This is a genomic window from Nonomuraea corallina, from assembly GCF_027620315.1.
In the GTDB taxonomy this organism is placed as follows: Bacteria; Actinomycetota; Actinomycetes; order Streptosporangiales; family Streptosporangiaceae; genus Nonomuraea; species Nonomuraea corallina.
Map to the genome: position 1 here is coordinate 1 of NZ_JAPNNL010000101.1, position 25,744 is coordinate 25,744.

Below are 25,744 nucleotides of genomic sequence, written 5' to 3' on the forward strand. Positions count from 1 at the left end.
CCTGGACCCGGTGGGGGTGCACGGCCTCCTCGCCGACCTGGCCCCCGAGCTGGCGGACCTCGCCCGGGGGGCCGTCGGCGACCTTGACGTTCCACTCTCCGGAGGCGCCGAGCAGGGCGGGGGCACGCCGGAGAGGTACGACTGGGGGGCGCTCGCAGCGCCGTCCGCACCCGCACTCGACCTGCTGGCCGAGCGGCACGCACGCGCGACGGTCAGGCTTTTCGTCTCCTGAGGAGGAATCCCGCGACATGGGTGCCAACCATCACGACCACCACCACACCCCCGACGGCCACGGCAGAGCGCTGCGGCTCGGGGTGGGCGGACCCGTCGGCAGCGGCAAGACGGCCCTGGTGGCCGCTCTCTGCCGTACCCTCGGCCCGTCGCTCCAGCTCGGTGTGGTGACCAACGACATCTACACGACCGAGGACGCCGACTTCCTGCGCCGGGCCGGGGTGCTCGACGAGGAGCGCATCGCGGCCGTCGAGACCGGCTGCTGCCCGCACACCGCGATCCGCGACGACATCGCCGCCAACCTGGACGCCGTGGAGACGCTGGAGCACCGGTTCGGTCCGCTCGACCTGGTCATCGTGGAGAGCGGCGGCGACAACCTGACGGCGACGTTCAGCCGGGGCCTGGCCGACCGGCAGATCTTCGTGCTGGACGTGTCCGGCGGCGACAAGGTGCCCCGCAAGGGCGGCCCCGGGGTCACCACGGCCGACCTGCTGGTGGTCAACAAGACGGACCTGGCCCCGATGGTGGGCGCGGACCTGGACGTCATGGCCAGGGACGCGGAGGCGGTGCGGGGCGGCAGGCCGGTGCTGTTCACCTCGGTCAGGCAGGAGCCGGCCGTCGCCGAGGTGGCCGCCTGGGTGACGGACCAGGTCAAGTCCTGGCTGCACGAGCACGCCTGACATGCGCGCCAGAGCCGCCGTGGCCACCGCCGCCGAGCCGCACTCCGGCGAGGGCGCGGCCGGGACCGTGATCGCGCTGCTGCGCTCCGACCCTCCGCTGACGCTGCGCCAGACCGGTCCCGGGGCCGTGCACCTGGTGTCCACGGCGGCCGGTCCGCTCGGCGGCGACGACCTGGCGCTCGACCTGAGCGTCGCCGCCGGGACCACGCTGGAGGTGGGCTCGGTGGCGGCCACGCTCGTCCTGCCGGGGCGGGGCGAGTCGTCGATGCTGATCACCGCTGTGGTGGGCGAGGGCGCGACGCTCCGGTTCACGCCGGAGCCGACCGTGCTGGCCGCCGGATGTCTGCATCGCGTGTCCGTACGGCTCGCGCTCGCGCCGGGTGCGCGGGTGCTGTGGCGGGAGGAGATCGTCTTCGGGCGGTACGGGGAGCGCCCGGGCCGCTGCCGCACCCGCTTCGACGCGACGGTCGGCGGCCGGCCGCTGCTGAGGCAGGAGTTCACCGTGGGCGAGGAGGCGCTGGACTCCTCCCCCGCCGTGTTCGGCGACGCCGCGTGCGTCGGCACGACGCTCATCGCCGGGCCGGGCGGGCCGCGGGAGGCGCTGGTGGCGGACGGCGTGGCGGTGCTGCCCCTGGCGGGACCCGGCACGCTGGTCTCCGCGCTGGCGGCGGACGCGGTCGAACTCCGCGCCAGGCTGCGCCGGGGAGAGTCGGCCGTCCTGCGGCCCGCCGGTGACGGCGGGGGACCTGGGGAAGCGGGCGCGCGGGCGCTGGAGGGACTTCAGGCCGTGGGGGGGTGATGGCGCGGGCGCGGGAAGGGCCGCGAGGCCGTGGGGAGGTGATGGGGCCGGCCGGTGAGGACTGGGTGTCGGTGGATGGCGTGCGGGACCGCCGCGGCTTATCGTGATCGTGTGGCCGAAGACCTCTCACCGCCTCCTACCAGGGCGGGCAGCCGGGGATACGCGGCGGGGATCGCGCTGGCCGGGGCGGCGCTGGTGCTGTGCGCGGTGCTGCCGTGGTCGGGGGTGCAGGCCAGCAGCTCCGTCATCGGCGGCACGATCTCCAGCGACACGCGCGGCATCGACGACGTGCTCGGCGTCTACGCCCTGCTCGCGGGCCTGGCGGCGCTCGGGTGCGGCCTCGCGGGCCTGATGGCCCGGCCGAGGCTCGCCGCCCTGGCGGCGGTGCCCGGAGGGCTGGCGATGCTGGTGCTGGTGATGTTCGTGTCGGATCCGCGGGGACCGGCCGACCGGGTCTCGCTCGATCTGGGCGAGTTGCTCTCGGTCGAGCCGGTGATCCGCTATGGCTGGTACGCGGCGCTGGCGGCCGCGTTCGCGGTGGTCCTGATGGCCGTCCTGGCGCTGGTCCGCCGCGGGTGAGGCCGGGTCAGGCGACCTTGGTCTCGGAGATGATGGTCCGCTTGACCAGGCGGTCGCCGTTCATCCAGTGCCAGGTGCGGCACTTGTGCTTGCCGTCGCGCGACAGCTGGATGAGCTCGTACAGGTAGTTGTCGGGGTCGTCCTTGTACGACCACGTCAGCACGATCGTCTGGTCGTCCACCTGGCTCATCTCACCCGTGATGCGCTCGGTGTCGAAGTAGCCGATCCCGCCCTCGATCCGCCCGCCGAAGTCGAACACCTGCTGGCGGCCGTCGTCCCAGGTGTAGGTGTTGGTCTGGATGAAGTTGTACGCCCCGTCCTCGGGGATCCGGCAGTAGAGGTGGGAGGAGTGCCGATCGACGATGGTGCCGTCGGCGTCGATGTGGATGTACTCGCCACGCCACTCGCCGAGATGCTTGTCCATGATCGGAATTCCGGGAACTCCCGCGCGCATGATTCCTCCTGGTCACAGGGTGGTGGAGCGGTGGTTGACAGGTTGATGGCGGCGAGCTTAGCGTGACAACCAATCAAAATGGAACACTGTTCCGCAAACAGGAACAGCCTCGCTCCCCGGAGGACATGTGACCGAGAACGACCGAGAGCCGCTGGTCGAGGGGATCACCGCCGCGATCGTGGGCGTCACCGACTTCGGCCCGCACCTCGAGCTCTTCCGCGACGAGCTGGGGTACGAGGTGGCCGGAGAGGGCGTGGTCCCGGCGGCGGTCGCCGGTCCCCTGTGGGGCTCCGGCTCCGCGGACGTCGAGGTGAAGGCGCTGGCCGCGGCCGGGGCGGGCACCGGGCGCATCCACCTGGTCCGGGTGCCGGAGCCGGTGGCCCCGGCGGAGCCGCCGCACAACCTCGACGTCGGCCTGGTCGGCATCGACCTGTACGCGCGCGACATCGAGGCCGCGCACGCCCGCTTCAGCGCCTCCGGCCGCGTCTGGACCACCCCGCCGACCACGTACGGCGTCAGCGTCGGGGAGCGCGAGGTGCAGGTCACCCAGGGCGTCTGCCCGGCGCCGGACGGCACGGTCGTGGTGTTCGTGCAGCCGGCCGCGGTCCGCGGGACCGAGGCGTGGACGGCGGACCCCGCGCGGCCCTACACCGAGCTGACCTCCGTCGTCTGCCACGTCCCCGACCCGGACGCCGAGATCGCGTTCTGGGGCCCGGACGGCCTGGGCATGGCCGTCTGGTACGACGTGGTCTTCTCCGCCCCCGGGTTCGACGCCGTGGCCGGCCTGCCGCCGGGCACCAAGATGCGGCTGGCGTTCCTGGCGGGCGAGAGGACCGCCAGGATCGAGGTCACCAGCGCCGCCACGCGGCACCGCGTGGACCGGCGGGCCACCCAGCGCCCGGCCCGCTCGCTGGGCCACAGCGGCTGGTCGGCGCGGACCCGCGACCTGGAGGCCGCCCTGGAGCGCGTGCGCGCGACGGGCGGTACGGTGACCGCCTCCCCCTTGGAGACCGACGACCCGCTGCACGGGCGCGCCCTGGTGGCCGCCGCCGACACCCCCAACGGCATCGCCGTCACCCTCTGGCAGCCCCGCGGCTGACCCCCTCGAATCCCCCGACCCGGTCCGACGTAAGGAACAGAGCATGCCCGTCCTACGTGGAGGCGCCCCCCTGTCGATCGCGGGCGGGGTGCGCGAGTTCGCCCGCGCCACCCCCTCGGCGATCGCGGTGATCGACGGTGGACGCACCCTCACCTACGCCGCGCTCGACGAGCGCGCCAACCGCCTGGCGTGCGCGCTGCTGGCCCGGGGCCTGACCACCGGGGACCGGGTGGCGGTGCTGCTCGGCAACCGGCTGGAGTATCCCGAGGTCGCCGCGGGCATCGCCAAGGCGGGCCTGGTGATGGTGCCGCTGAACCCGCGACTGACGGCGGGCGAGGCCCGCTACATCCTGGAGCACTCGGGCAGCCGCGCGATCGTCCTGGACGACGCCTGCGCCGCCGTGGCCGGGGACGCCGTCGAGGAGCTGCGGCTGACGGCGCTGTCCATCGACGGCGCGCAGACCGGCCGCCCGTACGAGGAGGAGCTGGCCGCGGCCCGCGCCGCCGATCCCGAGGTGCGGGTGGACGAGCTGGACCCGTTCTGCATCACCTACACCTCCGGCACGACCGGGCGGCCCAAGGGCGTGGTGATCAGCCACCGCAGCCGGTCGCTCACGTTCTACTGCTCGGCGCTGGAGTGGGGGCTGGGCGCGGGCCGGGTGTCGGTCGCGGTGGCGCCGATGTACCACGGCGCCGGGTTCGCCTTCGGGTACGCCCCGGTCTACACCGGCGGCACCGTCACCATGCTGCGCAAGTGGGACCCGGAGGCGCTGCTGCGCGTGGTGGAGCGCGACCGGGCGCGGTCGGTGTTCCTGGTGCCGACGCACGCGCAGATGCTCCGGGCGCTGGACGACGGCAAGCTCGCCGGCCACGACCTGAGCAGCCTGGACACCCTCTACTTCAACGCCGCGGCGCTGCCCTGGACGCTGAAGCAGTGGGTCATGGAGGCGTTCCCCGCCTGCGGCGTGCACGAGCTGTACGGGTCGACCGAGGCCGGCATCGTCACCAACCTGCGCCCCGTGGACCAGCACCGCAAGCCGGGATCGGTGGGCCACGCCTGGTACATGACGGAGCTGCGGGTGGTCGACGCGACGGGCCGGCCGGTCGGCCCCGGCGAGCCGGGCGAGCTGTTCAGCCGCTCGCCGTTCCTCATGAACGGCTACCACGACGACCCGGCGGCCACGGCGGAGTGCACGACCGAGGACGGCTTCCTGACCTGCGGGGACATCGTCGTCCGGGACGAGGAGGGCTTCGTGCACGTCGTGGACCGCAAGAAGGACATGATCATCTCAGGTGGGCTGAACATCTACCCGCGTGAGATCGAGGACGTCCTGGCCGAGCACGGGGCGGTCGCCGAGGCGGCGGTCGTCGGCACCCCGTCCGAGCAGTGGGGCGAGGAGGTCATGGCCTATGTCGTGCTGCGGCGCGGCGCCGAGGCCGCGGCCGAGAGCCTCTTCCCCGAGCTGGAGGCGCACTGCCGGGCGGGGCTGGCCGGCTACAAGGTGCCCAGGCGGTGGCAGGTCATCCCCGAGCTGCCCAGGAACGCCGGCGGCAAGATCCTCAAGCGCGATCTGAAGGCGCGGGCCGGCGCATCCTAGACCCTTGACCGGAAATACATCAGACAATTACGCTCCATCGTAGAGAAACAACGTTTCATATAACGGAACAACCGGCCGTCAGGCCGGTGAGTGGAAGGACAACCTGGTGCGTCCCCATGTCGAGCTGATCCAAGAAGATGACTACGTCTGGCACGGCGCCGAGCTGGTCGGCGGCGAAGGACGGGCGAGCGAGCGCCGCCTGTCCGTCGACGAGGAGGACGGCTCCTCGTCGCTGCGGGTCGACTTCCACACCGACTGGGGCCGCGGACCGGGCATCCACCACGCCAACACCGAGTACTACGTGCTCGAAGGCTCGATGACGTACGGCGGCCGCCGCATCGGCAAGGGCGGGTACGTGTACGCCCCCAAGGGCGTCCCGGCCGACGCGATCACCTTCGCCGAGGGCACCCGCATCCTGCACTACCGCGAGTACGGCGACGCCGGCTTCGACGCCGTCGACTCCCTCGCCGCCCCGCGCTGGGCGGACGCCCGCGAAGACGTCATCGTCATCGACAGCGACGCCATGCAGTGGGACGCGGTGCCGAACCCCGGCCCGATGCCCGGCCTGTTCATCAAGTACCTGCACGTCGACCCGGTGACGGGGTTCTACACCCGGCTGGTGCACGCCCAGGAGGGCTGGGCCGACCACCGCCTGGCCCACCACCCCTGCTACGAGGAGGCGTACACCACCCAGGGTCACATGGAGTACAACTTCGGCACCCTGGACCTCGGCACCTACTTCTTCCGCCCGGCCCGGGTCAAGCACGGCCACTTCACCTCGATGGAGGGCGGCGCGACCTGGCTGCTGCGCTCCGACGGCGAGCTGTTCAACTGGTACACCCAGAACGAGTGGGTGCGCTGGGGCGGCGAGGCCATCAACTACGGCCCCGGCGGCGGCGCCATGCGCTGGTCGCAGTCCTCCCACGAGCTCGGCGGCGTCTCCCGGCGCAGCGAGAAGGACATGGAGATGCTGCGGGCCTCGCTGGAGTACGCGCGGAGCCAGGGCGCCGAGGAAGGCGCCTACGTGGAGCACGGCCTGGGCACCGACGCCAGCATGATCGCCATCGCCAAGGCCCTCGACACCGCCCGCCTGCAGGGCGGCCACGGCGAGCACGACCATGACCACGGGCATGACCACGGGCACGACCACGGGCACGACCACGGGCACGACCACGAGGTCCCCGCCGCCGACTGGGGCGCGGAGCCGTCCGCGCTGGAGCACCCCGACCAGCGCACCGACGAGCACGCGTACAACTGGGGCGCGGGCCGCGTCTGGAAGCAGGGCGACCCCATCCCCGCGCCGATCCTCTCCAGCCTGCCCGTGCGCAGCCGCTCCCGCGGCCGCTGGGACGGCGACGGCATGTAAGCGCTCCCCACACCTCAAGAACCGCCGTGGCCGGGTCCTCAGGGGCCCGGCCACATCACATGTACGGAGTCCCCCGCGATGATTCTCGCCGCGTCGATCGAGCCGGTGCACGGGCTCAACGCCTACAGCCTGGCGATCTTCCTGCACATCGTCCTGTTCGTCTACTGGCTGGGCAGCGACATCGGCGTCTTCTACTCCAGCCGCTTCATCCTCCAGTCCGACCTGCCCACCCCGGCCCGCTCGGTCGCCGCCAAGATCATGCACGTGGTCGACATGGCGCCGCGCATCTGCCTGGTGCTGTTCCTGCCGAGCGGCGTGAGCCTGATGGCGCTCGGCCCGTTCGCCGAGGACTACTTCCCCTGGTGGTTCGTGGCGCTGGTCTGGGTGGCCGCGCTGGCCTGGCTGGCGCTGGTCGTCTACGACTACACGCGCGGCGCCACCGCGCTCGGCCGGGTCGTGCAGCGGCTCGACCTCGCCGTCCGGTACGGCCTGGTGGTCGTGCTGGTCGGCGTGGGCGCGTACATGATGGTGGTGGCGGAGCCGTTCGGGGTCCAGACGAACCCGAAGTGGCTGGGCGCCAAGCTGGCCGCCTACGGGCTCTGCATCCTGTGCGGCGTGATGATCCGCTGGCGGCTCAGGCCGTTCGGGCCGGCGTTCGGCAAGCTGGTCACCGAGGGCTCCACGCCGGAGGTCGAGTCCCGCATCCGCTCTTCGGTGCGCTCGTGCCTGCCGTACGTGTACGCGATCTGGTTCCTGGTGCTCCTGGCGGCCTTCCTCGGCGTCGTCAAGCCCGGCACCACCGCTTTCGGCTGACCGGGAACGCCAAGGCCCCCCTTCCCGCCTGGGGAGGGGGGCCTTGGCGTCCGGAAGCCTTGGCGTCCGGAAGCCTTGGCGTCCGGAAGCCTTGGTGTCCGGGAAGCCTGGGTGTCCGGGAAGCGGGCGCGGAGCCGGGCCGGTGTCCTGTCCGGAGTGCTCCCCCGCCGATGACGAAACGTCCGGCACGGGCCTCGCGTGGCCCGTGCCGGACGTTGTTCTCCAGGGGTGTCAGGCGCTCTCGCGGAGCTGCCCCAGGTAGGCGGCCTGGACGCGGGGGTCGTCGCGCAGCTCGGCCGCGCTGCCCTCCAGGCCCACCCGGCCGTGGTCGAGCACGTAGCCGCGGTCGGCGAGCCGCAGCGCGGTGCTCGCCTGCTGCTCGACGAGCAGGATGGTGAGCCCGCGCTCCTCGTGCAGCCGCTTGAGGTAGCCGAACAGCTCGATGACCTTCAGCGGCGCCAGGCCCAGCGACGGCTCGTCGAGCATGAGCAGGCGCGGGTCGCCCATCAGGGCGCGAGCGACCGCGAGCATCTGCGCCTCGCCGCCCGAGAGCGTGCCGGCGAGCTGGGTGCTCCGCTCGCCCAGCCGCGGGAACAGCTCCAGCATCTCCTCACGCCGCCGCTCGGTCTCGGCGCGCTTGCGCCGCACCGGGAACGCGCCCAGGGTGAGGTTCTCCATGACGGTGTGGTCGGGGAAGATCTGCCGGCCTTCGGGCACGTGGCCGAGTCCGATGGCGGGCCGCTTCCAGCCGGGCACCTTGGCCAGGTCCCGGCCGTCGAACGTGATCCGTCCCGCCACGGGCTTGAGCAGCCCGGAGACGCACTTCATGGTCGTGGTCTTGCCCGAGCCGTTGGGCCCGAGCAGGACGACGAACTCGCCCTCGTCGACGTGCAGGTCGAGCCCGTCGAGAGCGCGCACGCCGCCGTAGGCGGCGCTCAGCCCCGACAGTTCCAGCAGTCTGCTCACGACTCGTCTCCCATGAGGTCCGGGCGGCCGAGGTACGCCTCGAGGACCGCCGCCGAGTTGCGCACCCGTTCGGGGCTGCCCTGCTCGATCACCTTGCCGCTCTCCAGCACGGTGATCTCGTCGCAGAGGTTCATCACGAAGTCCACGTTGTGCTCGATCAGCACGACGGCCAGCCCGCGCTCGCGCAGCGCCCGGCAGAGCCGGGCCAGGGCGTCGAGCTCGCCGGTCGTCAGGCCGGTGGCGGGCTCGTCCAGGATGAGCACCTTGGGCCGGCTGGCCACCGCGCGGACGACTTCCAGCAGCCGCTTCTGGCCGTGGGAGAGGGACGAGGCGAGCCAGTCGGCGCGGGAGGCGAGCCCGGCGAAGGCGAGCAGCTCCAGCGCCTCCTCCCGCTCGACCTTGTCCTGGCGGCGGTAGGACGGCGAGCGGAGCACGGCGCCGACCCAGCTGTAGGACTCGCGCGTCCGCATGCCGGTGAGCACGTTGTCGAGCACGCTGACCCGTTCGAACAGGTGCGGGACCTGGAAGACCCGGGTGACCCCGGCCCGCGCCACGCCGTGCGCGGTCGAGGCGGCCTCCTCGCCGAACACCTTCACGGTGCCGGCGTCGATCTTGTGGTAGCGGGTCAGGCAGGACACCAGCGTGGACTTGCCGGACCCGTTGGGCCCGATGATGCCGTGCACGGTGCCGGGCATGACGCGCACGTCCACGCCGTCGAGCGCGTGCACGCCGCCGAAGTGCTTGACGATGCCGGCACCCTCCAGGGCGGGCACGTCCGGCGGGGCGTCCCGCAGCTCGGGCACCACGTCGGGCACCTGCTCCGGAAGCTCCTCGTTCCTGGCCTCGGACACGCGGTCGCGGCCGAAGCGGGAGTTCTTCCAGGTGCCGACGATGCCGCCGGGGATCAGCATCATGGCGGCCAGCAGCAGCAGGCCGAGGACGAGCGTGGTGTAGCGGGCCTGGTCCTTGATCAGCTCGACGATCAGGGCGATGAACCCGACGCCGATGATCGGCCCGGCCAGGGTGGCGCTGCCGCCGAGGAACAGGCCGACGAAGAAGATGATGCCGTTGTCGAGCAGGCCGACGTCCGGGTTGATGAACCCGAGCTGCAGCGCGTACAGGGCGCCGGACAGGCCCGCCATGCCGCCGCAGATGCCGAAGAGCAGGAGCTTGGCCCGGTTCGGCGAGATGCCCATGGCGGAGGCGGTGTCGGAGGACTCGCGCACGGCCATCGAGGCGCGGCCGACGCCGCTGCGCACGAGGTTGCGCTGCACGATGTAGGCGAGGACGACGAAGCCCAGGACCACGTAGTAGAAGACCTCCTTGGGCATGATCTCGCCGCCGGCCTGCGGCGCGATGCCGCTGATGCCGACGATGCCGCCGGTGACCGGCTCCCATTCGCGGCCGACCTCGACCACGATGAGGTTGGCCGCCAGGGTGATCATGCCGAAGTACAGGTACGTGGCCCGCAGGCTGACCGCGAGGACCATGAGGGCGATCAGGGTGCCGACGGCTGTCGAGGCCACCAGTCCCAGCAGCCACGAGCCGCTGGCCTTGACCACGATGTAGCCGGTGGCGTACCCGCCCGCCAGTTGCAGGCCGCTGTGCAGCATCGACAGCAGGCCGCCGTACCCCATGCACAGGTTCAGGGAGATCGTCAGGATGGCGCTGATGCCGGCCGAGGCGACCAGCCCGTTGTAGTAGGAGGCGTTGTAGCTGTAGTAGTCGGTGATGTACGGCCAGGCGACCAGCACGCCGATGGCCACGATCGCGAGGCCGCTCAGGGCCACGGCGCGCCAGCGGTGGTAGGCCGCGGAGTCGAAGACGGAGCGGGTGCGCCCCGGCGCGTCGGCGGGGGTCGTTTCCACCGTGGCCATCAGTGCGCCTCCATGGGCTTGCCGAAGAGTCCGGACGGGAAGATGACGAGGATGACGGCGAGGGCGGCGAAGACGGCGAAGTTGCCCATGGAGCCGCCGACCAGGCTGCGCACGATCGTGTCGAGCAGGCCGACGATCATGCCGCCGACGAGCGCGCCGCGGGGTGAGCCGACGCCGCCGATGACCGCGGCGGTGAAGCCCTTGATGGTGAACACCAGGCCGGCCGCCGGGGCGACGAAGATGACGGGGGCGGCGAGCAGACCGGCCAGGGCGCTGATCACGGCCGCGATGACGAAGGAGAGCACCACGATGCGCTGCACCGGGATGCCCATGAGCACCGAGGTGTCGGAGCTGTGGGCGGTGGCCCTGATCGCCCTGCCGTAGGTGGAGCGCCGCAGGAACAGGTCGTACAGCGCCATGACCGCCAGCGCCACCACGATGGTCAGCAGTTCCTGCCACTGGATGGTCATGCCGGCGAGCTCGAAGCCACCGGGGATGATCGGCGCGGGTCTCAGGGCGTCGACGTCGAAGTAGCCCAGGTTGAACACCGACTGGAAGATCAGTGCCGCCGCGAGGGTGGCGATGATCCAGGCGTTGCGCGACCCGGAGAGTTTGATGGGTAGAGTGATCATGCGTTCCATGAGCACGCCCATGACGCAGGCCAGCACGATGGTCAGGCCGATCGCCGCGGCCCAGCCCAGCTTCTCCAGCGCGACGATCTGGTACGCCACGGCGGCGCCGAGGATCAGTGCTTCGCCCTGGGCGAAGTTCATGATCCGTGTCGGCTGGAAGACGATGGCCAGGGCGAGTGCGACCAGGGCGTAGATGGAACCGGCGAACAGCCCATCGATGATGGCCTCAGGGCTCATCTGCACCGCTCCTCGGGGGTGGTACGGGTAGTACAGAGACTCGTTCCGTGACACGAAACGGCGTTTCAAAGAAAACTAGGGGTCGCTCCAGACCAGTGTCAATAGTCTGATGTTTGGAGCGACCCCTGATCGGTGCAGGTCAGTGACGCGCGTAGCGGCCCGAGGGCTCGCCGACGGTCTCGCCGTCGCGGAAGCGCACCTGCCCGCCGACGGCGGTGACGACCGGCCAGCCGGTCAGCTCGACCCCTTCGAACGGGGTGTGGTCCTGACCGGACAGGCACACCTCGTTGGTGACGGTCTGCGCCAGCTCGGGGTCGACCACGGTCAGGTCGGCGTCGAAGCCAACCATCAGGCTGCCCTTGCGGCCCCACAGGTTGTAGGCGCGGGCGGGGTTGGCCGAGGCCAGCTCGGCGATCCTGGACAGCGACAGGCCGCGCCTGCGGTGCCCCTCGGAGAACAGCACCGGGTAGAGCAGGGCGGTGCCGCCGAAGCCGGGACGGGCCGGCCAGAGCTGGTCGCCCTTCTCGGCCTCCATGCAGCAGGCGTGGTCGGAGGCCACCCAGTCGATGGTGCCCTCGGCCACGTGCCGCCACAGGGCCTCGTTGTCGGCCTTGGTGCGGATCGGCGGGTTGACCTTGCCGCCGAGGCCGCCGGCCGCGTCCAGCGTGTCGTGGTCCAGGCACAGGTGGTGCAGGGTCGTCTCGGCGCGCAGGTCGCCGCCGAACGAGCGGCGGGCCAGCGCGACCGCGTCCACGGCCTCCGCGCTCGACAGGTGGAGCAGGTTGAGGTTGGTGCCGGTGTGCGAGGCCAGCGTGGTGGCCTCGCCGATGGCGACCCGCTCGGTCAGCGGCGGCCGGCCCTCGTGGTAGGCGCGCAGCGTCTGCGGGTCGCCGTTGGCCCGGACGCGGTCGATGAACACGCGCATGAGCTCGGACTGCTCGCAGTGCAGCGACACCGACAGCCGCTTGCCGGGGTTGGCCCGCTGGACCGCGGTGATCTGCTCCATCAGCAGGTAGAGGTGGCCCAGGTCGTACTCGTCGCCCATGGTGAAGGAGCGCGCGTCGCGGCTGTTGGCCGCCAGGTCGAACCCCTTGTAGAACATGTAGTACTTGAACGACGTGACCCCGTGCTCCTCCACCAGCATCGGGATCTCGGCGATCTGGTCCACCGTCATCGGCGCGAGGTGGAAGGCGTAGTCGGTCCAGGTGCGGCCGGCGACCGCGTTCAGCACCTCGGGGAAGATCTCCTTGTACGGTCCCGTACGGTCGAGGTAGTGGGAACCGGTGCGGAAGTACGACAGCACCGTGGTGGCGCCGCCGACCAGCGAGGAGCGGGTCTCCTCGAAGGCGTCGAGCGCCAGGTCCCGGTAGATGCCGAGGTGGAAGTGGGCGTCCACGGCGCCGGGGAGCACCACCTTGCCGCGGGCGTCGACCACCTCATCGGCTTCGGCGGCGGGGATGTCCTCGGCCAGGGCCGCGACCTTGCCGTTGGAGACCGCCAGGTCGGCGCGGAGTTCGCCGTGGTACGGCAGGACGACGGTGCCACCCTTGACGAGAAGGTCGTATCGAGACATGGAGATGGCCGGGCCCGGGGGTTCCGGCCGTCACCCCCTTTCGGATGCGTTCCAGCCCATCTGGGCGGACAGACGTGCGGTTGATTCGAGAAGCCTGGCCACGCACTCCTCGACCTCGGCGCGGAAGCGCTCGACCGGGCCGCAGACGCTCACGACGGCCACGGGCCTGCCGTGATGGTCGAGGATCGGCGAGGCCACGGAGGCCGCGCCGGACATGCGCTCGGAGAAGGACTGGGCGAAGCCGGTCTCGCGGATCGACGTCAGCTCACGGCGGAGCTTGGCCTTGTCCACGATGGTGTTGCCGGTCAACGGTTCCAGGGCGCCGAGCGACAGGTAGTTCTCGATCTCTTCCTCGGCGAGGTAGGCGAGGAAGGCCTTGGACGAGGCGCCCGCGTGCAGCGGGTGGGCCACGCCCAGGTTGACGCTCATGATGACCTCGCGGGCGGGGGTCACCTGGTCGACGTAGATGCGGTAGTTGCCGGTGCGGATCGACAGGGTGGCCGTCTCGTCGGTGCGCTGGGACAGCGTCACCAGTTCGGGCGCGGCGATCCGCCGCACGTCGATCCGGTCGAGGTAGGCCAGACCGAGCCGCATCGCGCCGACGCCGAGCGAGTAGCGCCGGGTCGACTGGTCCAGCTCGATCAGCCCGCGCACCCGCAGCGAGGCCAGGATCCGGTGCACCGCGGCCTTCGACATGCCGAGCGAGTCGGCGATCTCGGTCACGCCGAGCGTGTTCGAGGGAGTCTCGGCGAAGTGCATGAGAACGTCCGCGGCCCGTTCGACGGTGGCGATGGCCTGTCCGGTGTTCTCCCGGGCGGGTGCCCGCCCCTCGGCGTTCTTGGTCGGCATCGGTCCTCCAAGGAAACAGTCAGAATCGGCTATCTACCTTGGCGGTGAAACCCGACGCGCGCAGGAAGATCGGTGACAATCCGCGTGTCGAGGAACTCCCACCACTCGTCCTGGCTGACCCGCTGGCTCTCCCAGCCGTCGTCCGCCTTGAGGGTGGACAGCGCCCTGCGGTATTCGCCCCAGGCCGCCTCGTCGTCGAACGCGGCCCAGTTCTCCAGCGTGTAGACGTCGCCCACGGCGCTGTAGTACCAGCGGACCTCGCGGACCATCGGCAGATCCCGGTAGAACCAGCTCTCCCGGTCCTCCAGCCACTGCCAGAAGCCCTTCATGTCCTGCCGCGCCCGGGAACGCAGTTTCATCCGGTAGACGAGGTAGATCATGGCGACGGGCTCCAGGTTGGCACTCAAGCGGGCTTGTTCCGCACACAGTAACGCTGTTTCAATATATTGGGAAGCCCCGGCGCCGGACGCTGTCCTGCGGTGATCCCGGCGCCGGGGTTCCCCGCCACACCGTGCGTCGACGTGGGGAAACGACCGACCTGACGCACTTCCAGCCATCTGAGGAGGCCGATTCCGTGGAGGCAGAGCAGATCGTCCCGGGGGACCGATCAGCGGTCGACGAGCAGCCGCCGACCCCCGTCACCGGGCCCATGGCCGGCCTGGTGGTGGTCGACGTGGCCACCCTGTTCGCGGGCCCCCTGGCTGCGACGATCCTGGGCGACTACGGCGCGGACGTCATCAAGGTCGAGCACCCCGACCGCGGCGACCCCTCCCGCACGCACGGCGCGAGCAAGGACGGGATCGGCCTGTGGTGGAAGATGCTCGGCCGCAACAAGCGGACCGTGACCGCCAACCTGGGCCGCCCCGAAGGCGCCGAGCTGCTCAAGCGGCTGCTCGCCCGGGCGGACGTGTTGATCGAGAACTTCCGTCCCGGCACGCTGGAGCGCTGGGGTCTGTCCCCCGACACGCTGCTGGAGCTGAACCCCCGGCTGGTGATCGCCCGGGTGACCGGCTTCGGGCAGTTCGGCCCCTACTCCGGCCGGCCCGGGTTCGGCACCCTCGCCGAGTCGATGAGCGGCTTCGCCGCGGTCACCGGCGAGCCGGACGGGCCGCCCACGCTGCCGCCGTTCGGCCTGGCCGACGGCGTGGCCGCGCTGACCTGCGTCAGCGCCGTCACCATGGCCCTGCACCACCGCGACCGGCCCGGCGGCACCGGCCGCGGCCAGGTCGTCGACCTGGCCATCATCGAGCCGCTGGTCACCCTGCTCGGCCCCCAGCCGATGATCTGGGACCAGCTCGGCACGGTCCAGCCGCGCACCGGCAACCGCTCGGTCAACAACGCGCCGCGCAACACGTACCGGACCAGGGACGGGCGGTGGGTGGCGATCTCCACCTCCGCCAACTCCATCGCCGAGCGGGTCATGCGCCTCGTCGGCCACCCCGAGGTGATCGACGAACCGTGGTTCGCCTCCGGCGCCGAACGCGCCGAGCACGCCGACCTGCTCGACGGATACGTGGGCGGCTGGATCGCCGAACGCGACCTGGACGAGGTCGTGCGGGAGTTCGAGGCCGCCCAGGCGGCGGTGGCGCCCATCTACGACGTCCGCGACGTGTTCGAGGACCCGCAGTACCAGGCCCTCGACACGATCACCACGGTCGACGACGAGGACCTCGGGCCGCTGCGCATGCAGAACGTGCTCTTCCGGCTCTCGGCGACGCCCGGCTCCATCCGCTGGACCGGCCGCGCCAGAGGCGCCGACAACGACGACGTGTGGGGCGGCCTCGGCCTGAGCGCCGAGGACCTGGCAGCCCTGCGAGACAAGGGGATCGTGTAATGACCGAGACGACCATGCGGACGCCTCTCTGGGAACGGCTGGACGGCGCCAGGATCGTCGATCTGGCCCAGCCCATGCGGACCGGCATGCCGCAGTCGCCCAGCCATCCGCGGTTCCGGATGGTCATCGAACGCCGGCACGGCGACATGGTGCGCGAGGACGGCGGTTCGGCGGCCAACGAGGTGATCCTGACCGGCGGCCACGTGGGCACCCACGTCGACGCGCTCGGCCACGTCTCACAGGACGGCTACCTGTACGGCGGCGTCGAGGCCGCCGGGGTCCAGTCGCACCAGGGCCTGGCCCGGCTGGGCATCGACGCCTTCCCCCCGTACGTGGGACGCGGCGTGCTCCTGGACGTGGCCGCCCTGCACGGTGTGGACGTGCTTCCGCCCGGCTACGAGATCACCCCGGCCGACCTGGAGAACGCGCGGGACCGGGCCGGCGTGCCGATCCGGCCCGGTGACGCGGTGCTCATCGGCACCGGCTGGTCGCGCGAGTGGGACCGGCCGGGACGCTTCATCGGCGAGGAGGGCGGCGTGCCCGGCCCCGGCCCCGACGCGGCCCGCTGGCTGGTCGAGCAGGGCGCGCGGGTGGTGGGCGGCGAGACCGTCGCCTTCGAGCAGATCCAGGCGGGCCGCGGCCACGCCGTGCTGCCCGTGCACCGCATCCTGCTCGTCGAGTCGGGGGTGAACATCGTGGAGACCATGCGGCTCACCGAGCTGCGGGAGCTGGGCGTGCCCGAGTTCCTGCTGGTGCTCAACCCGCTGCCCGTCGTCGGCGCCACCGGCGCCCCGGTCCGGCCGCTCGCGGTGCTGGCGTCATGACGATCGTCTCCGCCCTCGCCGAGTTCGCCGCGGCCTCCCGTGACGGACTGCCCGAGCCCGTCATGGCCGACGTGACGGGCCGGGTGCTCGACACGTTCGGCAACTGCCTGGCCGCCCAGGAGCTGACCGGCGCGCAGGAGCCGCACGAGGCGGTGCGGCGGCTGACCGGGCGGTGGGGAGGGGCCGGCGAGTGCTCGGTGCTGGGCCGCGCGCACGCGCTGCCCGCACCCTCGGCCGCCCTGGTCAACGGCACGCTCGCGCACGCGCTCGACTTCGACGACACCCACCTCCCGTCGGTGCTCCACCCGTCCGCCTCCGTGGTGCCCGCCGCCCTGGCGGTCGCGGAGTCGGTACGGGCCAGCGGCGCCGCGCTGTGCCAGGCCATCGCGGTCGGCGACGAGATCACCAACCGCCTCGGCATGGCGTCCTACCTGCCCGAGCTGCGCAACTCGGTGTTCTTCGAGAAGGGCTGGCACGCCACCTCCATCTGCGGCACGGTCGGCGCCGCCGCCGCCTCGGCCCTGCTCATGGGGCTGGACGCGGCCGGCGTCGCGGACGCCATGGGCATCGCCGCCAGCATGGGCGCCGGGGTCATCGAGGCCAACCGCACCGGCGGCACCGTCAAGCGGATCCACTGCGGGTGGGCGGCGCACTCCGGCGTGGTGGCGGCGGGCATGGCCGCGGAGGGCGTGACCGGGCCGCCGACCGTCTTCGAAGGCCGCTTCGGCTTCTTCCAGGCGTTCCTCGACGGCCGCTACGACGCCGCCGCGATCACCGCCGGGCTGGGCCAGGACTGGGAGCTGCTGCGCACGGTCTACAAGCCGTACCCGTCCAACCACTTCACCCACCCCGGCATCGACGCCGCCCTGGCGCTGCGCGCCGAGGGCCTGCGTCCGGAGGACGTGGACGAGATCGAGCTGGGCGTGGCCGCGGCCCCGCTGCGCACGATCGGCGAGCCGTACGAGGAGAAGGTCCGTCCCCGGACCCCGTACCACGCGAAGTTCTCCGGCCCCTACACCGTGGCCAGCGCGCTGGTCGGCGGCGGCGGGCTGGGCCTGCACCTGGACGACTTCACCGAGGCCGCCTTCCGCGACGAGCGGCGGCTGGCGCTGGCCGCGCGGGTGCGGGTGGTGGCCGACGAGCAGTGCTCGGAGGAGTTCCCCCGGGCCTTCTCGGCCGTGCTGCGGGTGCGCACCCGCGACGGGCGGCGGCTGGAGCACCGCGTGCACAGCTCGCGCGGCGGGCCCGAGCATCCGCTCAGCATCGACGAGCTGGAGGAGAAGTACGCGCTCAACGCCGCGCGCGTGCTGGCCCCCGAAGCGGTCGCGGCGCTGGCCAAGGAGGTCCGCGGGCTCGCCGTCCGCGACGACGTCACCGGGCTGCTCGCGCCGGCGCTGATCGCGGCGGGATGACCGCCTCCGCGAACCCGGGGGGCGCTCGGTGAGCGGCCCCCGGCCGGTGGTGGCCGCGGCGACCTGCGCGGTCGGGCTCGGGGTGGCGATGTTCGACAACACCGCCGTCCTCGTGGCGCTGCCGGCGCTGGGAGAGTCGTTCGGCTCGTCGGTCTCCGGCCTGCAGTGGGTGGCGGCAACGGCGGCGCTCGCCGCGGCCGCGGTGCTGCCGTTCTCCGGCGCCCTGGGCGACCGGTTCGGCGCCCGGCGGGCGGTGCGGCTGGGACTGGGCGTGTTCGCGCTGGCGGTCCTCGCGGCCGCCGCCAGCCCTTCGCTGCCGGCGCTGCTGGCGGCCAGGGTCTTCCAGGGCGCGGGCATCGCGCTCATGCTGCCCAACGGCGCGGCGCTGCTCCAGGCGAACGTGAGCGACGCGGCCAGGAGCCGCACGTTCGGCACCTGGATCAGCGTGTCGTCCATCGGGCTGATCGCCGGACCGCTCGCCGGCGGCTGGCTGGTGAGCGAGCTGGGCTGGCGGTCGATCTTCCTGGTGCCGGTGCCGTTCGCGCTGCTCGGCATCCTCGGCACGCTGCGCCTGCGCGAACGCAGGGACGGGCGGCCCGCCGGGCGGCTCGACCTGGCCGGCAGCGCCGTCGCGGGCACGGGGCTGGCGCTGCTGTGCTGGTCACTGATCGAGTTCGGCCGTTCCGACGGCGACGCCTGGTGGGCCACGGGCTGCCTGGTGGCCTCCGCCCTGGTGTTCGCGGCGCTGGTGCCGGTGGAGCGTCGGGCGCCCACGCCGGCCGTCGACCTCGCGCTGCTCCGCAACCGCACCTATGTGGCGATCATGGTGAGCTGCCTGCTGTACAACGCCACCACGACGGGCGGCGCCTTCCTGGTGTCGCTGCTGCTGCAGGACGTGCGCGGGTTCGGGGCGGTGGAGACCGGGCTGATCATCCTGGTGGCGACCGTCGGCATGCCGTTCGGCGGCCGGCTCACCGGACGGCTGGCGCAGGGCGGGTCGCTGCGCCGGCTCATGGCGGGCGCGATCACCGTCCTGGCGCTGGCGTACGTGCTGGTGGCGGCGCTGGCCCTGGGGCCGCTGGCGTGGATCGCGGCGCCGCTGCTGCTCACCGGCTTCGCCTCGGGCGTCCTCTACAGCGGGGACACGCTGGCCGTGCTGGGGACCGTGGACCCCGGCAAGACGGCCTCGGGGCTGGCCTCGCTGTCGCTGGTGCGGCAGGTGGGCGCGGTGCTGGGGATCGCGGTGCTGGGCTCCCTGTCGGCGCTGGCCGAGCGGATCCAGCTGGTGGACCTGGGGCTGCGCGCCGGGCTGCTGGTGGCCGGCCTGTCGGTGGTGCCCGGCATCCTGCTCCTGCTGCGCCACCTCCCCCGCCCCGCGCCGAGGTCCCCGTGACCCCGGGGTGCGGCGGCTCCCCGCGAGGGAACCGCCGCACCCCAGGTCAGGAAGCGGGCCAGGAGCGGACGAAGAGCGGGCCCGGCAGATCGGGGACGGCCGGGCCGTACGCCCAGGTCCTGGCCGGGAGCGAGAGCACCTCGACGTCGCACCCGGGGGCCGGGACGTCGGAGGCGGACGCGTAACCCGCGGCCCGCGTGCCGCCGTCCTCCGCGCGCAGCGCCTCGGTGACGGGCAGGCGCAGCGCCCGGGGGGCGTCGCCGTCGGGCAGGCCGTCCCGCCAGGCCGGAGGGCCGGAGAACCAGGCCACGGCCAGGCAGCCGTCCGGGCCTGCGGCGCTCGCCGTACGGGGCGTGCCCGGCGGGAGGTAGGCGTAGGTCCCGGCGGTGAAGTCCGTGCCGCTGACCGAGATCAGCCCGTCCAGCACCACGAACTCCTCCGCGCACGGGTAGTGGCCGGTGGCCTGCCGGCTCCACCCGGCGGGGAAGCGCACCAGCGACACCGACGCCGCGCCGGCGGCGTGCAGCCGCACCAGCCGGACGGGGCCCGAGCCGGCGGGCATGACGACCTCACGCCACTCCAGATCTGGTCCGTCGAGATCCAACACCTGGGCCATCAGTGCCCCACCTCCGCCGTAGCTCCGGGCCTCAGGCCCGCTTCCGTCAAGGTCACGCCGCGGAACAGGGTCACGCCGTCGAGCCTGGTCACGCCGTCGAGCCTGGTCACGCCATCGAGCCTGGTCACGCCATCGAGCCGCACGCGTTCACCCGGCCATCCCGAGGACGCGGCGCGCCTGGCGCACCACGGCCTCGTCGACCATCCGGCCGGCCGAGTCCAGCAGCACGCCCGACCCGCTCGCCTCGAACCGCTCGATCAGGTCCCTGGCCCACGCCACCTGCTCCGCCGACGGGGTGAACACGTCGTTGACGACCGCGATCTGGGCCGGATGGATGCAGGCGCGGCCCGCGTACCCGAGCCGGGCGATCGCCTCGGTCGACGCCCGCAGCGCGTCGAGGTCGCGGAAGTCGGTGGAGACGGGCCCGACCGGCGGGGAGATCCCCGCGGCGGCCGAGGCGAACACGACCTGCGAGCGGGCCCACAGCAGCTCCCGCTCGTCGGGGCCGGGGCTGACGCCGGTGTCGGCGCGCAGGTCGGCCTCGCCCACCTGCAGCCTGGCCACCCGGGGGGCGCGCGCGATCTCCAGGGCCTGGAAGATCGACGCGGCGGACTCCAGCAGCGGCACCACCGGCAGCCCGTCCGCGCCGAGCGAGGTGAGCAGCGCGTCCAGCTCCACCAGCTCGGCGGCGCTCTCGACCTTGGCCACGACCAGCCCGGCCAGCGACGGCGCGGCGGCCACCGCGCGGACGTCCGGCTCGCGCAGCTCGCCCGGGTTCACCCGGACCCACAGCTCCACCGGGCCCGGATCGGTCTCGCGCAGCCAGCCGGCCACCGCCTGCCTGGCCGCGTCCTTGCCCGCGGGCGGGACGGCGTCCTCCAGGTCGACGATGAGCGCGTCTGCGCCCCGGCCGAGCGCCTTGCCCAGCTTGTCCGGCGCGTCGCCGGGCACGTACAGATGGGATCGGGCCATCCGGCTCACCCCACCTTCACGTCGCCGCGCGACAGCGACCTGGCCACCACCGTGCGCAGCACGTCGTTGGTGCCCTCGCCGATGCTCATCAGCACCGAGTCGCGGTAGAGCCGCTCGACCTCGTACTCGGTGGAGTAACCGTAGCCGCCGTGCACCTTGAGCGAGCTGATCGCGGACTCCAGCGCGACCTCCGAGCAGAAGATCTTCGCCATGCCGGTCTGCGCGTCCGCGCGGCCCTTCCTGACCTGGTCGGCGGCCCAGTACGCCATGAGCCTGGCCGCCTGGAGCGTGGTGGCCAGCGAGGCGAGCTGGATCTGCACCGCCTGGAAGTCACCGATCGGCTGCCCGAACGCCTTGCGCTGGCGCGAGTAGGCGAGCGCCTCGTCGTAGGCGCGCTGGGCGATGCCGACCGAGCGGGCGGCGATGTTGACGCGGCCCCACTCCAGGGCGGACAGCGCCTGCTGCATGCCGCGTCCCTCGACGCCGCCGAGCAGGTTCGCGGCGGGGACGCGCACGTTGTCGAGCACGATCTCGCACGACTCGGTGCCCTTGTAGCCGAGCTTCGGGATGTCCTTGGTGACCTGGTAGCCGGGGGTGTCCGCCTCGACGAGCAGGATGCTCATCCCCTTGTGCGCGGGCGTGGTGGCGGGGTCGGTCTTGACCAGGACCGGCAGCGGGTCGGCGTAGCGGGCGTTGGTGATCCACGTCTTGGTGCCGTTGACCACGTAGTGGTCGCCGTCGAGCCGCGCGGTGGTGCGGATGCCCTGGAGGTCGGTGCCGGCGTCCGGCTCGGTCAGGCCGATGCCGGTGCGGCGCTCGCCGGTGGCCAGCTCGGGCAGGTAGCGCCGCTTCTGGTCGTCGGTGCCGTGCATCGCGATCATGCGGCAGGCCAGGGAGTGGCTGCCGAGGATGCCGGCCACGCCCATCCAGCCGCGCGAGATCTCCTCGAAGACCAGCGCGAACGACACCGGGTCCAGGTCGAGGCCGCCGTACTCCTCGGGGATGGTGATGCCGAACAGGCCCATCTCCTTGAAGCCGTCGACGATCTCCGTCGGGTACCGGCCCGCGTGCTCCCAGTCGCGCGCGACGGGCACGATCTCCTTGTCGACGAACGCGCGCAGCAGCGCCCGGAAGTCCCGCTGCTCCTCGTTCAGCTCGAAGTCCATGACTACCTCTCGATCGGGACGAACACGGGCAGGGCGCGGCCGTCGGGCAGCGGGCGCCAGTCCAGCCGCAGCGGGTCGCCGACGCCGACCGCGCCGGGCTCGCCGGTGACCACGTTGGACAGCAGCAGCACGCCTTCGGCGAGCCGCACCCTGGCCACGACGTACGGGGGCGTGAAGCCGGGCATCGCCCGGTGGACCACGGTGCAGGCGTCGACCTCGGCCTCGCCGGAGGCGTCGATCCAGCCCAGGCCCTCGGTGGCGCCGCACGCGGTGCAGAGCGCCCGGGGCGGGTGCTGGGCGTGGCCGCAGGAGCAGCGCTGCACCAGCAGCCGCCGCTCGCGGGTGGCCTCCCACCAGGGCAGCGTGACCTCGTCGGGTTCGGGCACGTTCACCGGTCCACCCCCAGCAGGACGGTCGCGTGCGTGGACAGGATGCCGCCGGTGCCGTGGGCGAGCGCGACCTCCGCGCCGGGCACCTGCCGTTCGCCGCACTCGCCGCGCAGCTGGCGAACGGCCTCGACGAGCAGCAGCACCCCGTACTGGCCGGGGTGGCAGTAGGACAGGCCGCCGCCGGAGGTGTCGAGCGGGAAGTCGCCGCCGGGGCGGATGCGGCCGCCGGCGATCCAGTCGAGCGCCTCGCCCCGGCCGCAGAACCCGAGCGCCTCCAGGGTGAGCACGACCGTGATGGTGAACGAGTCGTACACCTCGGCCACGTCCACGTCGGCGGGGGTGAGCCCGGCGCGGGCGAACGCGTCCCGGCCGGCCTCGACGGCGCCGGTCACGGTCAGGTCGTCGACGGCGGTCATCGACGTGTTCGTGGTGCGCTCGCCGTAGCCGAGCACGCGGACCGGCGGCCTGCGCAGGTCGCGGGCCCGTTCCAGCGAGGTGAGCACGATCGCGCCGCCGCCGTCGGTGACCAGGCAGCAGTCGGCGGAGGTGAGCGGCGTGGACACCACGGGCGCGGCGAGCACGTCGCCGGCGGTGAGCGGCCCGGCCCCGTAGCGGTAGGCGGCCGGGTTGAGCAGCGCCCACTCGCGGGCGGCGACCGCGACCTCGGCGAGCTGCTCGCGGGTGCCGCCGTAGCGGTGCAGGTAGCGCTGGGCGGCCATGGCGTAGTACGAGATCGGGTAGAGCGGCCCGTAGGGCGTCTCGAACTGCGCCTCCGGCGTGTGCGTCTCCACGACGCCGCCGAGCGACCTGGAGCGCGCCGAGCGCTGGTTGGACGCGAACGACACGACGACGGTCGAGCACTGCCCGGCCTCGATGGCCTGGACGGCGCGGGCCACGTACATCTCGAACGCCGACCCGCCCGCGAAGGTGGAGTCGGTCCACGACGGCCGCAGCCCGAGATAGTCGGCGAGCTGGGTGGCCGAGAACCGGGACACGCCGGTGGTGGCCACGCCGTCGACGTCGGCGAGGGTGAGCCCGGCGTCGGCCAGCGCCCTGGTGACCGCCTGGGCCTGCAGCCCCAGGATGGACCTGCCGGTGACGCCGAGGTCGCTCTCGGCGGCGCCGGCGATGGCGACGCCGGTCATGTCGCCTCCCCGCGCAGCACGATCTCGGCCCCGGCCGGCTCGACCGCGACCCGCTCGGCCTGGTCCCCGCCGACGACCAGCACGCGCTGCTCGACGTGTACGACGCCGTCCTCGACCGCGCTCACCCGGCCGACGCAGCGGACGGTCTCGCCGGCGAAGACGAGGTTCTTGAACCGGAAGTGCAGGCGGCGCACGAACGCGCCCGGCCCGAGCCAGTCCTGCAGCTGCTCGGCCAGCAGCGCGCCGAACACCTGCCCGTCCACCACCGGCGCGGGCAGCCCGCGCGAGGCCAGGTAGTCGGGGTCGTAGTGGAGCCGGTGCCAGTCCCAGGTGGACCCGGCGTAGGCGATCATGGCGCGCAGGTCGATGGTCCGTTCCAGCGGCGGCACCTCGGCGCCGGGCTCGACCAGCGGTGCTGTCACCGCTCCTCCTTCCGCGCGACGTAGATGATGGTCTCCTCGTTGGTGCACAGCAGGTCGCCGTGCTGGTTGGTGTAGGTGGCGACCGAGGAGACGATGAGCATGTCCTGCCCGCCGGACGTGCTGCGCTCGGTGGCGCCGGCCAGCCGCCAGGTGGCGGTGATCACGTCGTCGGGGCGGACGTGCCGGTGGAAGGTGTAGGTGTTGCCGCCGCGCACCTTCCTGCTGCCGGGGATGTCGATGTGCCAGTCGTGGCCCGCGTACCCGTCGGGGTCGGGCGGCACGTCGGCGTACTGGTTGGTCTCGCAGATCAGCGTGGGCGGCGCGACGACTCCGGGGTAGCCGTGCTCGCGGGCGTAGGCGTCGTCGGTGTAGAGCGGGTTGTCGTCGCCGACCGCCCTGGCGAAGTAGCGGATCGCGGCGCGGCCCAGCTCCTCCGGCGCGGTGTAGGTGACTTCCGTGCCGATCCTGGCGCGCAGCTCGTCGGTCAGCAGGCTCACGGCAGCACCGCCGCGGGGAAGACCTCCAGCAGGAACTCCGGCCGCAGCAGCCCGGCGCAGAGCGCGCCGGTGGAGGCGGGCCACGGCTCGCGCAGCCGCCGCTTGCGCACGTCGGCCACCCCCCGGTAGTCGGCCAGCCCGTCCGGGCAGACGAACTCGATCGTGGAGATCAGGTGCTCAGGCCCGGCGCCGGCGGCGGCCAGCACCTGCCCGATCGCGTCGTAGGTGACCTCGGCCTGGGCGACCACGTCTCCCGGGTGCAGCGCCTCCTGCGTCTCCATGTCAAGCGCGGCGAAGCCGCTCATCCACAGCATGCCGCCCGCCTTGACGCCGGGCGTGTAGGTGAGCGTGTCGTAGCGGGACCAGCCGGGGTTGACGGCCTCCAGCGGGTGGCGGGAGGCGGTGACGTCGAGCGCGACGAGCACGCCCGGCCGGTGCAGCCTGCTCATCAGGATGCCGCCCGCGCCGGGGTAGACGCCCGCGCCGCCGAGCCGCTCCTTGCGCGCCCGGTGGGTGCGCCGGTAGACGTCGCGGGTGGCGGGGGTGGTGTAGTCGTACGTGGTCACGGCGGCGTCGAGGGACAGCCCGGCGCCCCGCAGCAGGCGGTCGGCCTTGTCCAGGCAGTAGGCGTACTGGCCGATCAGGTCGCCCTCGCTCACCACCTCGCCGCGCTCGTCGACGGGCAGCACGGTCGGCAGGAACACCGCGCCGTCGGCCGTCTCGGCCACGCCGTCGCCGGTGACGGCCTTGGGTCCGCCGGGGCCGGCGTGCACCTCGATCTCGATGAACGCCGCCGGGCGGAGCAGCCGCTCGACGACCACCGTGGTGACGGCGGGCCGGTGCTCGCCGAAGATCTCCCGCCGGACGGCCTCGGCCTCCGGGTAGTGGTCGAGGCCGTGGACGGTGACGTTCTCAGTGATCTTGGTGACGTCGGCGAAGGTCAGCCCGGCCGCCTCCAGGATCGCCTCGATCTTCCGGTACGCGGTCCTGGTCTGGTCGGTCATGCCGCCCCGGACCACCATGCGGCCGCTTTCCGGGTCGTGTTCGCTGGCGGAATGGCCGGACAGCCAGGCGTCCGCGCCGTGCGTGAGGCCGAGCGAGAAGGAGTACCCCTCGTAGCGGAACCAGGGGAAGTGGGCGGGACGGATGGCGTTGAGTGTCATGCGTTCTCCTCCGGGGCCGCGAGCCGGTCGGCGAGCGCGGCGATGGCGGTCAGGTCGGGCTCGTCGGCCAGCGCGCGGACCCGGCGGGCCAGCTCGTCCGCGTCCGTCGACGGCCCGCCCGCGTTGGCGGTGAACTTGGCCAGCAGCGCGGCCTCGCTC

Annotated in this window: 27 protein-coding genes and 1 pseudogene; 12 read left to right on the top strand and 16 right to left on the bottom strand. The window is 72.6% G+C overall.

The genetic code is table 11. The features are described from left to right. From OUY22_RS22965 to OUY22_RS22980, 4 genes and pseudogenes are all read left to right on the top strand, one after another. Positions 1 to 232 (top strand): annotated as a pseudogene (locus tag OUY22_RS22965) (hypothetical protein); the annotation flags it as partial. A 16-nt stretch (positions 233 to 248) separates the two neighbouring features. Beyond that, positions 249 to 911, top strand: a complete 663-nt coding sequence (gene ureG, locus OUY22_RS22970) for an urease accessory protein UreG (RefSeq protein ID WP_270157161.1) — start codon at positions 249 to 251, stop codon at positions 909 to 911. Between the two features lies 1 nt (position 912). After that, positions 913 to 1,710: an urease accessory protein UreD gene (locus OUY22_RS22975; protein ID WP_270157162.1), complete on the top strand. Its 798-nt coding sequence runs from the start codon at positions 913 to 915 to the stop codon at positions 1,708 to 1,710. A 111-nt stretch (positions 1,711 to 1,821) separates the two neighbouring features. After that, positions 1,822 to 2,289, top strand: a complete 468-nt coding sequence (locus tag OUY22_RS22980) for a hypothetical protein (RefSeq protein WP_270157163.1) — start codon at positions 1,822 to 1,824, stop codon at positions 2,287 to 2,289. A 7-nt stretch (positions 2,290 to 2,296) separates the two neighbouring features. On the opposite strand, the gene OUY22_RS22985 is transcribed toward OUY22_RS22980, so the two are convergent. Continuing rightward, positions 2,297 to 2,713: a hypothetical protein gene (locus tag OUY22_RS22985; RefSeq protein ID WP_270157164.1), complete on the bottom strand. Its 417-nt coding sequence runs from the start codon at positions 2,711 to 2,713 to the stop codon at positions 2,297 to 2,299. Between the two features lie 157 nt (positions 2,714 to 2,870). Here OUY22_RS22985 and OUY22_RS22990 point away from each other — a divergent pair, with 157 nt between their 5' ends. The 4 genes from OUY22_RS22990 to OUY22_RS23005 all read left to right on the top strand — a co-directional run bounded on the left by OUY22_RS22990 (position 2,871) and on the right by OUY22_RS23005 (position 7,618). Further along, complete coding sequence (locus OUY22_RS22990; protein ID WP_270157165.1) at positions 2,871 to 3,842, top strand: VOC family protein; 972 nt, start codon at positions 2,871 to 2,873, stop codon at positions 3,840 to 3,842. Positions 3,843 to 3,885: 43 nt separating this feature from the next. Continuing rightward, entirely contained in the window at positions 3,886 to 5,439 is a 1,554-nt protein-coding gene (locus tag OUY22_RS22995; protein WP_270157166.1) for a class I adenylate-forming enzyme family protein, read from the top strand. A gap of 106 nt (positions 5,440 to 5,545) precedes the next feature. Then, positions 5,546 to 6,805: a DUF4437 domain-containing protein gene (locus OUY22_RS23000; RefSeq protein ID WP_270157167.1), complete on the top strand. Its 1,260-nt coding sequence runs from the start codon at positions 5,546 to 5,548 to the stop codon at positions 6,803 to 6,805. A 78-nt stretch (positions 6,806 to 6,883) separates the two neighbouring features. Beyond that, the gene (locus OUY22_RS23005; RefSeq protein ID WP_270157168.1) at positions 6,884 to 7,618 is read left to right on the top strand and encodes a hypothetical protein; all 735 of its coding nucleotides are present in this window, start codon (positions 6,884 to 6,886) and stop codon (positions 7,616 to 7,618) included. Positions 7,619 to 7,849: 231 nt separating this feature from the next. Here OUY22_RS23005 and OUY22_RS23010 read toward each other — a convergent pair whose 3' ends face one another. The 6 genes from OUY22_RS23010 to OUY22_RS23035 all read right to left on the bottom strand — a co-directional run bounded on the left by OUY22_RS23010 (position 7,850) and on the right by OUY22_RS23035 (position 14,159). Further along, entirely contained in the window at positions 7,850 to 8,584 is a 735-nt protein-coding gene (locus tag OUY22_RS23010) for an ABC transporter ATP-binding protein (RefSeq protein WP_270157169.1), read from the bottom strand. Continuing rightward, positions 8,581 to 10,461 carry a branched-chain amino acid ABC transporter ATP-binding protein/permease gene (locus OUY22_RS23015; protein WP_270157170.1) on the bottom strand — a complete coding sequence of 627 codons (1,881 nt, stop codon included), beginning with the start codon at positions 10,459 to 10,461 and terminating at the stop codon, positions 8,581 to 8,583. Before OUY22_RS23015 ends, OUY22_RS23010 begins: the two co-directional genes overlap by 4 nt. Continuing rightward, positions 10,461 to 11,330: a branched-chain amino acid ABC transporter permease gene (locus OUY22_RS23020; RefSeq protein ID WP_270157171.1), complete on the bottom strand. Its 870-nt coding sequence runs from the start codon at positions 11,328 to 11,330 to the stop codon at positions 10,461 to 10,463. The genes OUY22_RS23015 and OUY22_RS23020 overlap by 1 nt, the downstream gene beginning before the upstream one ends. Before the next feature lie 139 nt (positions 11,331 to 11,469). Further along, positions 11,470 to 12,903 (bottom strand): dihydroorotase, encoded by a 1,434-nt coding sequence (locus OUY22_RS23025; protein ID WP_270157172.1) that lies wholly within the window; start codon positions 12,901 to 12,903, stop codon positions 11,470 to 11,472. 30 nt (positions 12,904 to 12,933) lie between these two features. Continuing rightward, positions 12,934 to 13,752, bottom strand: coding sequence for an IclR family transcriptional regulator (locus tag OUY22_RS23030; protein WP_270157173.1), 819 nt, complete (start codon positions 13,750 to 13,752; stop codon positions 12,934 to 12,936). Between the two features lie 29 nt (positions 13,753 to 13,781). Beyond that, positions 13,782 to 14,159, bottom strand: coding sequence for a ferredoxin reductase domain-containing protein (locus tag OUY22_RS23035; RefSeq protein WP_270157174.1), 378 nt, complete (start codon positions 14,157 to 14,159; stop codon positions 13,782 to 13,784). A gap of 167 nt (positions 14,160 to 14,326) precedes the next feature. Here OUY22_RS23035 and OUY22_RS23040 point away from each other — a divergent pair, with 167 nt between their 5' ends. Genes OUY22_RS23040 through OUY22_RS23055 form a run of 4 tightly spaced genes read left to right on the top strand, consistent with a single transcriptional unit; the run spans position 14,327 to position 19,215 of the window. Continuing rightward, positions 14,327 to 15,586, top strand: coding sequence for a CoA transferase (locus OUY22_RS23040; protein WP_270157175.1), 1,260 nt, complete (start codon positions 14,327 to 14,329; stop codon positions 15,584 to 15,586). Further along, positions 15,586 to 16,410: a cyclase family protein gene (locus tag OUY22_RS23045; protein WP_270157176.1), complete on the top strand. Its 825-nt coding sequence runs from the start codon at positions 15,586 to 15,588 to the stop codon at positions 16,408 to 16,410. The genes OUY22_RS23040 and OUY22_RS23045 overlap by 1 nt, the downstream gene beginning before the upstream one ends. Continuing rightward, positions 16,407 to 17,822, top strand: coding sequence for an MmgE/PrpD family protein (locus OUY22_RS23050; protein WP_270157177.1), 1,416 nt, complete (start codon positions 16,407 to 16,409; stop codon positions 17,820 to 17,822). Before OUY22_RS23045 ends, OUY22_RS23050 begins: the two co-directional genes overlap by 4 nt. A gap of 28 nt (positions 17,823 to 17,850) precedes the next feature. Further along, a complete protein-coding gene (locus OUY22_RS23055) occupies positions 17,851 to 19,215 on the top strand; it encodes an MFS transporter (RefSeq protein ID WP_270157178.1) in 1,365 nt (454 codons plus the stop codon). Positions 19,216 to 19,261: 46 nt separating this feature from the next. On the opposite strand, the gene OUY22_RS23060 is transcribed toward OUY22_RS23055, so the two are convergent. From OUY22_RS23060 to OUY22_RS23100, 9 genes are read right to left on the bottom strand one after another with little or no spacing between them, the layout of a single operon-like run. Continuing rightward, positions 19,262 to 19,831, bottom strand: a complete 570-nt coding sequence (locus OUY22_RS23060; protein ID WP_270157179.1) for a cupin domain-containing protein — start codon at positions 19,829 to 19,831, stop codon at positions 19,262 to 19,264. Next, positions 19,831 to 19,959, bottom strand: a complete 129-nt coding sequence (locus OUY22_RS23065) for a hypothetical protein (protein WP_270157180.1) — start codon at positions 19,957 to 19,959, stop codon at positions 19,831 to 19,833. Before OUY22_RS23065 ends, OUY22_RS23060 begins: the two co-directional genes overlap by 1 nt. 19 nt (positions 19,960 to 19,978) lie before the next feature. Further along, on the bottom strand, positions 19,979 to 20,803 hold the full coding sequence (locus tag OUY22_RS23070; protein ID WP_270157181.1) for an HpcH/HpaI aldolase/citrate lyase family protein: 825 nt from the start codon (positions 20,801 to 20,803) through the stop codon (positions 19,979 to 19,981). A 5-nt stretch (positions 20,804 to 20,808) separates the two neighbouring features. Beyond that, entirely contained in the window at positions 20,809 to 21,969 is a 1,161-nt protein-coding gene (locus tag OUY22_RS23075; protein WP_270157182.1) for an acyl-CoA dehydrogenase family protein, read from the bottom strand. Positions 21,970 to 21,971: 2 nt separating this feature from the next. Continuing rightward, the gene (locus OUY22_RS23080; protein WP_270157183.1) at positions 21,972 to 22,361 is read right to left on the bottom strand and encodes a Zn-ribbon domain-containing OB-fold protein; all 390 of its coding nucleotides are present in this window, start codon (positions 22,359 to 22,361) and stop codon (positions 21,972 to 21,974) included. Beyond that, complete coding sequence (locus OUY22_RS23085) at positions 22,358 to 23,503, bottom strand: acetyl-CoA acetyltransferase (RefSeq protein WP_270157184.1); 1,146 nt, start codon at positions 23,501 to 23,503, stop codon at positions 22,358 to 22,360. The genes OUY22_RS23080 and OUY22_RS23085 overlap by 4 nt, the downstream gene beginning before the upstream one ends. Beyond that, positions 23,500 to 23,925 carry a MaoC/PaaZ C-terminal domain-containing protein gene (locus OUY22_RS23090; RefSeq protein ID WP_270157185.1) on the bottom strand — a complete coding sequence of 142 codons (426 nt, stop codon included), beginning with the start codon at positions 23,923 to 23,925 and terminating at the stop codon, positions 23,500 to 23,502. The genes OUY22_RS23085 and OUY22_RS23090 overlap by 4 nt, the downstream gene beginning before the upstream one ends. Continuing rightward, positions 23,922 to 24,422 carry a MaoC family dehydratase gene (locus OUY22_RS23095; protein ID WP_270157186.1) on the bottom strand — a complete coding sequence of 167 codons (501 nt, stop codon included), beginning with the start codon at positions 24,420 to 24,422 and terminating at the stop codon, positions 23,922 to 23,924. Before OUY22_RS23095 ends, OUY22_RS23090 begins: the two co-directional genes overlap by 4 nt. After that, the gene (locus OUY22_RS23100; protein WP_270157187.1) at positions 24,419 to 25,585 is read right to left on the bottom strand and encodes a RidA family protein; all 1,167 of its coding nucleotides are present in this window, start codon (positions 25,583 to 25,585) and stop codon (positions 24,419 to 24,421) included. The genes OUY22_RS23095 and OUY22_RS23100 overlap by 4 nt, the downstream gene beginning before the upstream one ends. Between the last annotated feature and the right edge of the window lie 159 nt (positions 25,586 to 25,744).

Bases quoted from the DNA above. Each gene is read 5' to 3' on its own strand.
- OUY22_RS23045 (WP_270157176.1), top strand. From the start codon at position 15,586: ATGACCGAGACGACCATGCGGACGCCTCTCTGGGAACGGCTGGACGGC.
- OUY22_RS23015 (WP_270157170.1), bottom strand. From the start codon at position 10,461: ATGGCCACGGTGGAAACGACCCCCGCCGACGCGCCGGGGCGCACCCGC.
- OUY22_RS23005 (WP_270157168.1), top strand. From the start codon at position 6,884: ATGATTCTCGCCGCGTCGATCGAGCCGGTGCACGGGCTCAACGCCTAC.
- OUY22_RS22985 (WP_270157164.1), bottom strand. From the start codon at position 2,713: ATGGACAAGCATCTCGGCGAGTGGCGTGGCGAGTACATCCACATCGAC.
- OUY22_RS23060 (WP_270157179.1), bottom strand. From the start codon at position 19,831: ATGGCCCAGGTGTTGGATCTCGACGGACCAGATCTGGAGTGGCGTGAG.
- OUY22_RS23050 (WP_270157177.1), top strand. From the start codon at position 16,407: ATGACGATCGTCTCCGCCCTCGCCGAGTTCGCCGCGGCCTCCCGTGAC.
- OUY22_RS23075 (WP_270157182.1), bottom strand. From the start codon at position 21,969: ATGGACTTCGAGCTGAACGAGGAGCAGCGGGACTTCCGGGCGCTGCTG.
- OUY22_RS23025 (WP_270157172.1), bottom strand. From the start codon at position 12,903: ATGTCTCGATACGACCTTCTCGTCAAGGGTGGCACCGTCGTCCTGCCG.
- ureG (WP_270157161.1), top strand. From the start codon at position 249: ATGGGTGCCAACCATCACGACCACCACCACACCCCCGACGGCCACGGC.
- OUY22_RS22995 (WP_270157166.1), top strand. From the start codon at position 3,886: ATGCCCGTCCTACGTGGAGGCGCCCCCCTGTCGATCGCGGGCGGGGTG.
- OUY22_RS23020 (WP_270157171.1), bottom strand. From the start codon at position 11,330: ATGAGCCCTGAGGCCATCATCGATGGGCTGTTCGCCGGTTCCATCTAC.
- OUY22_RS23030 (WP_270157173.1), bottom strand. From the start codon at position 13,752: ATGCCGACCAAGAACGCCGAGGGGCGGGCACCCGCCCGGGAGAACACC.
- OUY22_RS22975 (WP_270157162.1), top strand. From the start codon at position 913: ATGCGCGCCAGAGCCGCCGTGGCCACCGCCGCCGAGCCGCACTCCGGC.
- OUY22_RS23100 (WP_270157187.1), bottom strand. From the start codon at position 25,585: ATGACACTCAACGCCATCCGTCCCGCCCACTTCCCCTGGTTCCGCTAC.
- OUY22_RS23070 (WP_270157181.1), bottom strand. From the start codon at position 20,803: ATGGCCCGATCCCATCTGTACGTGCCCGGCGACGCGCCGGACAAGCTG.
- OUY22_RS23085 (WP_270157184.1), bottom strand. From the start codon at position 23,503: ATGACCGGCGTCGCCATCGCCGGCGCCGCCGAGAGCGACCTCGGCGTC.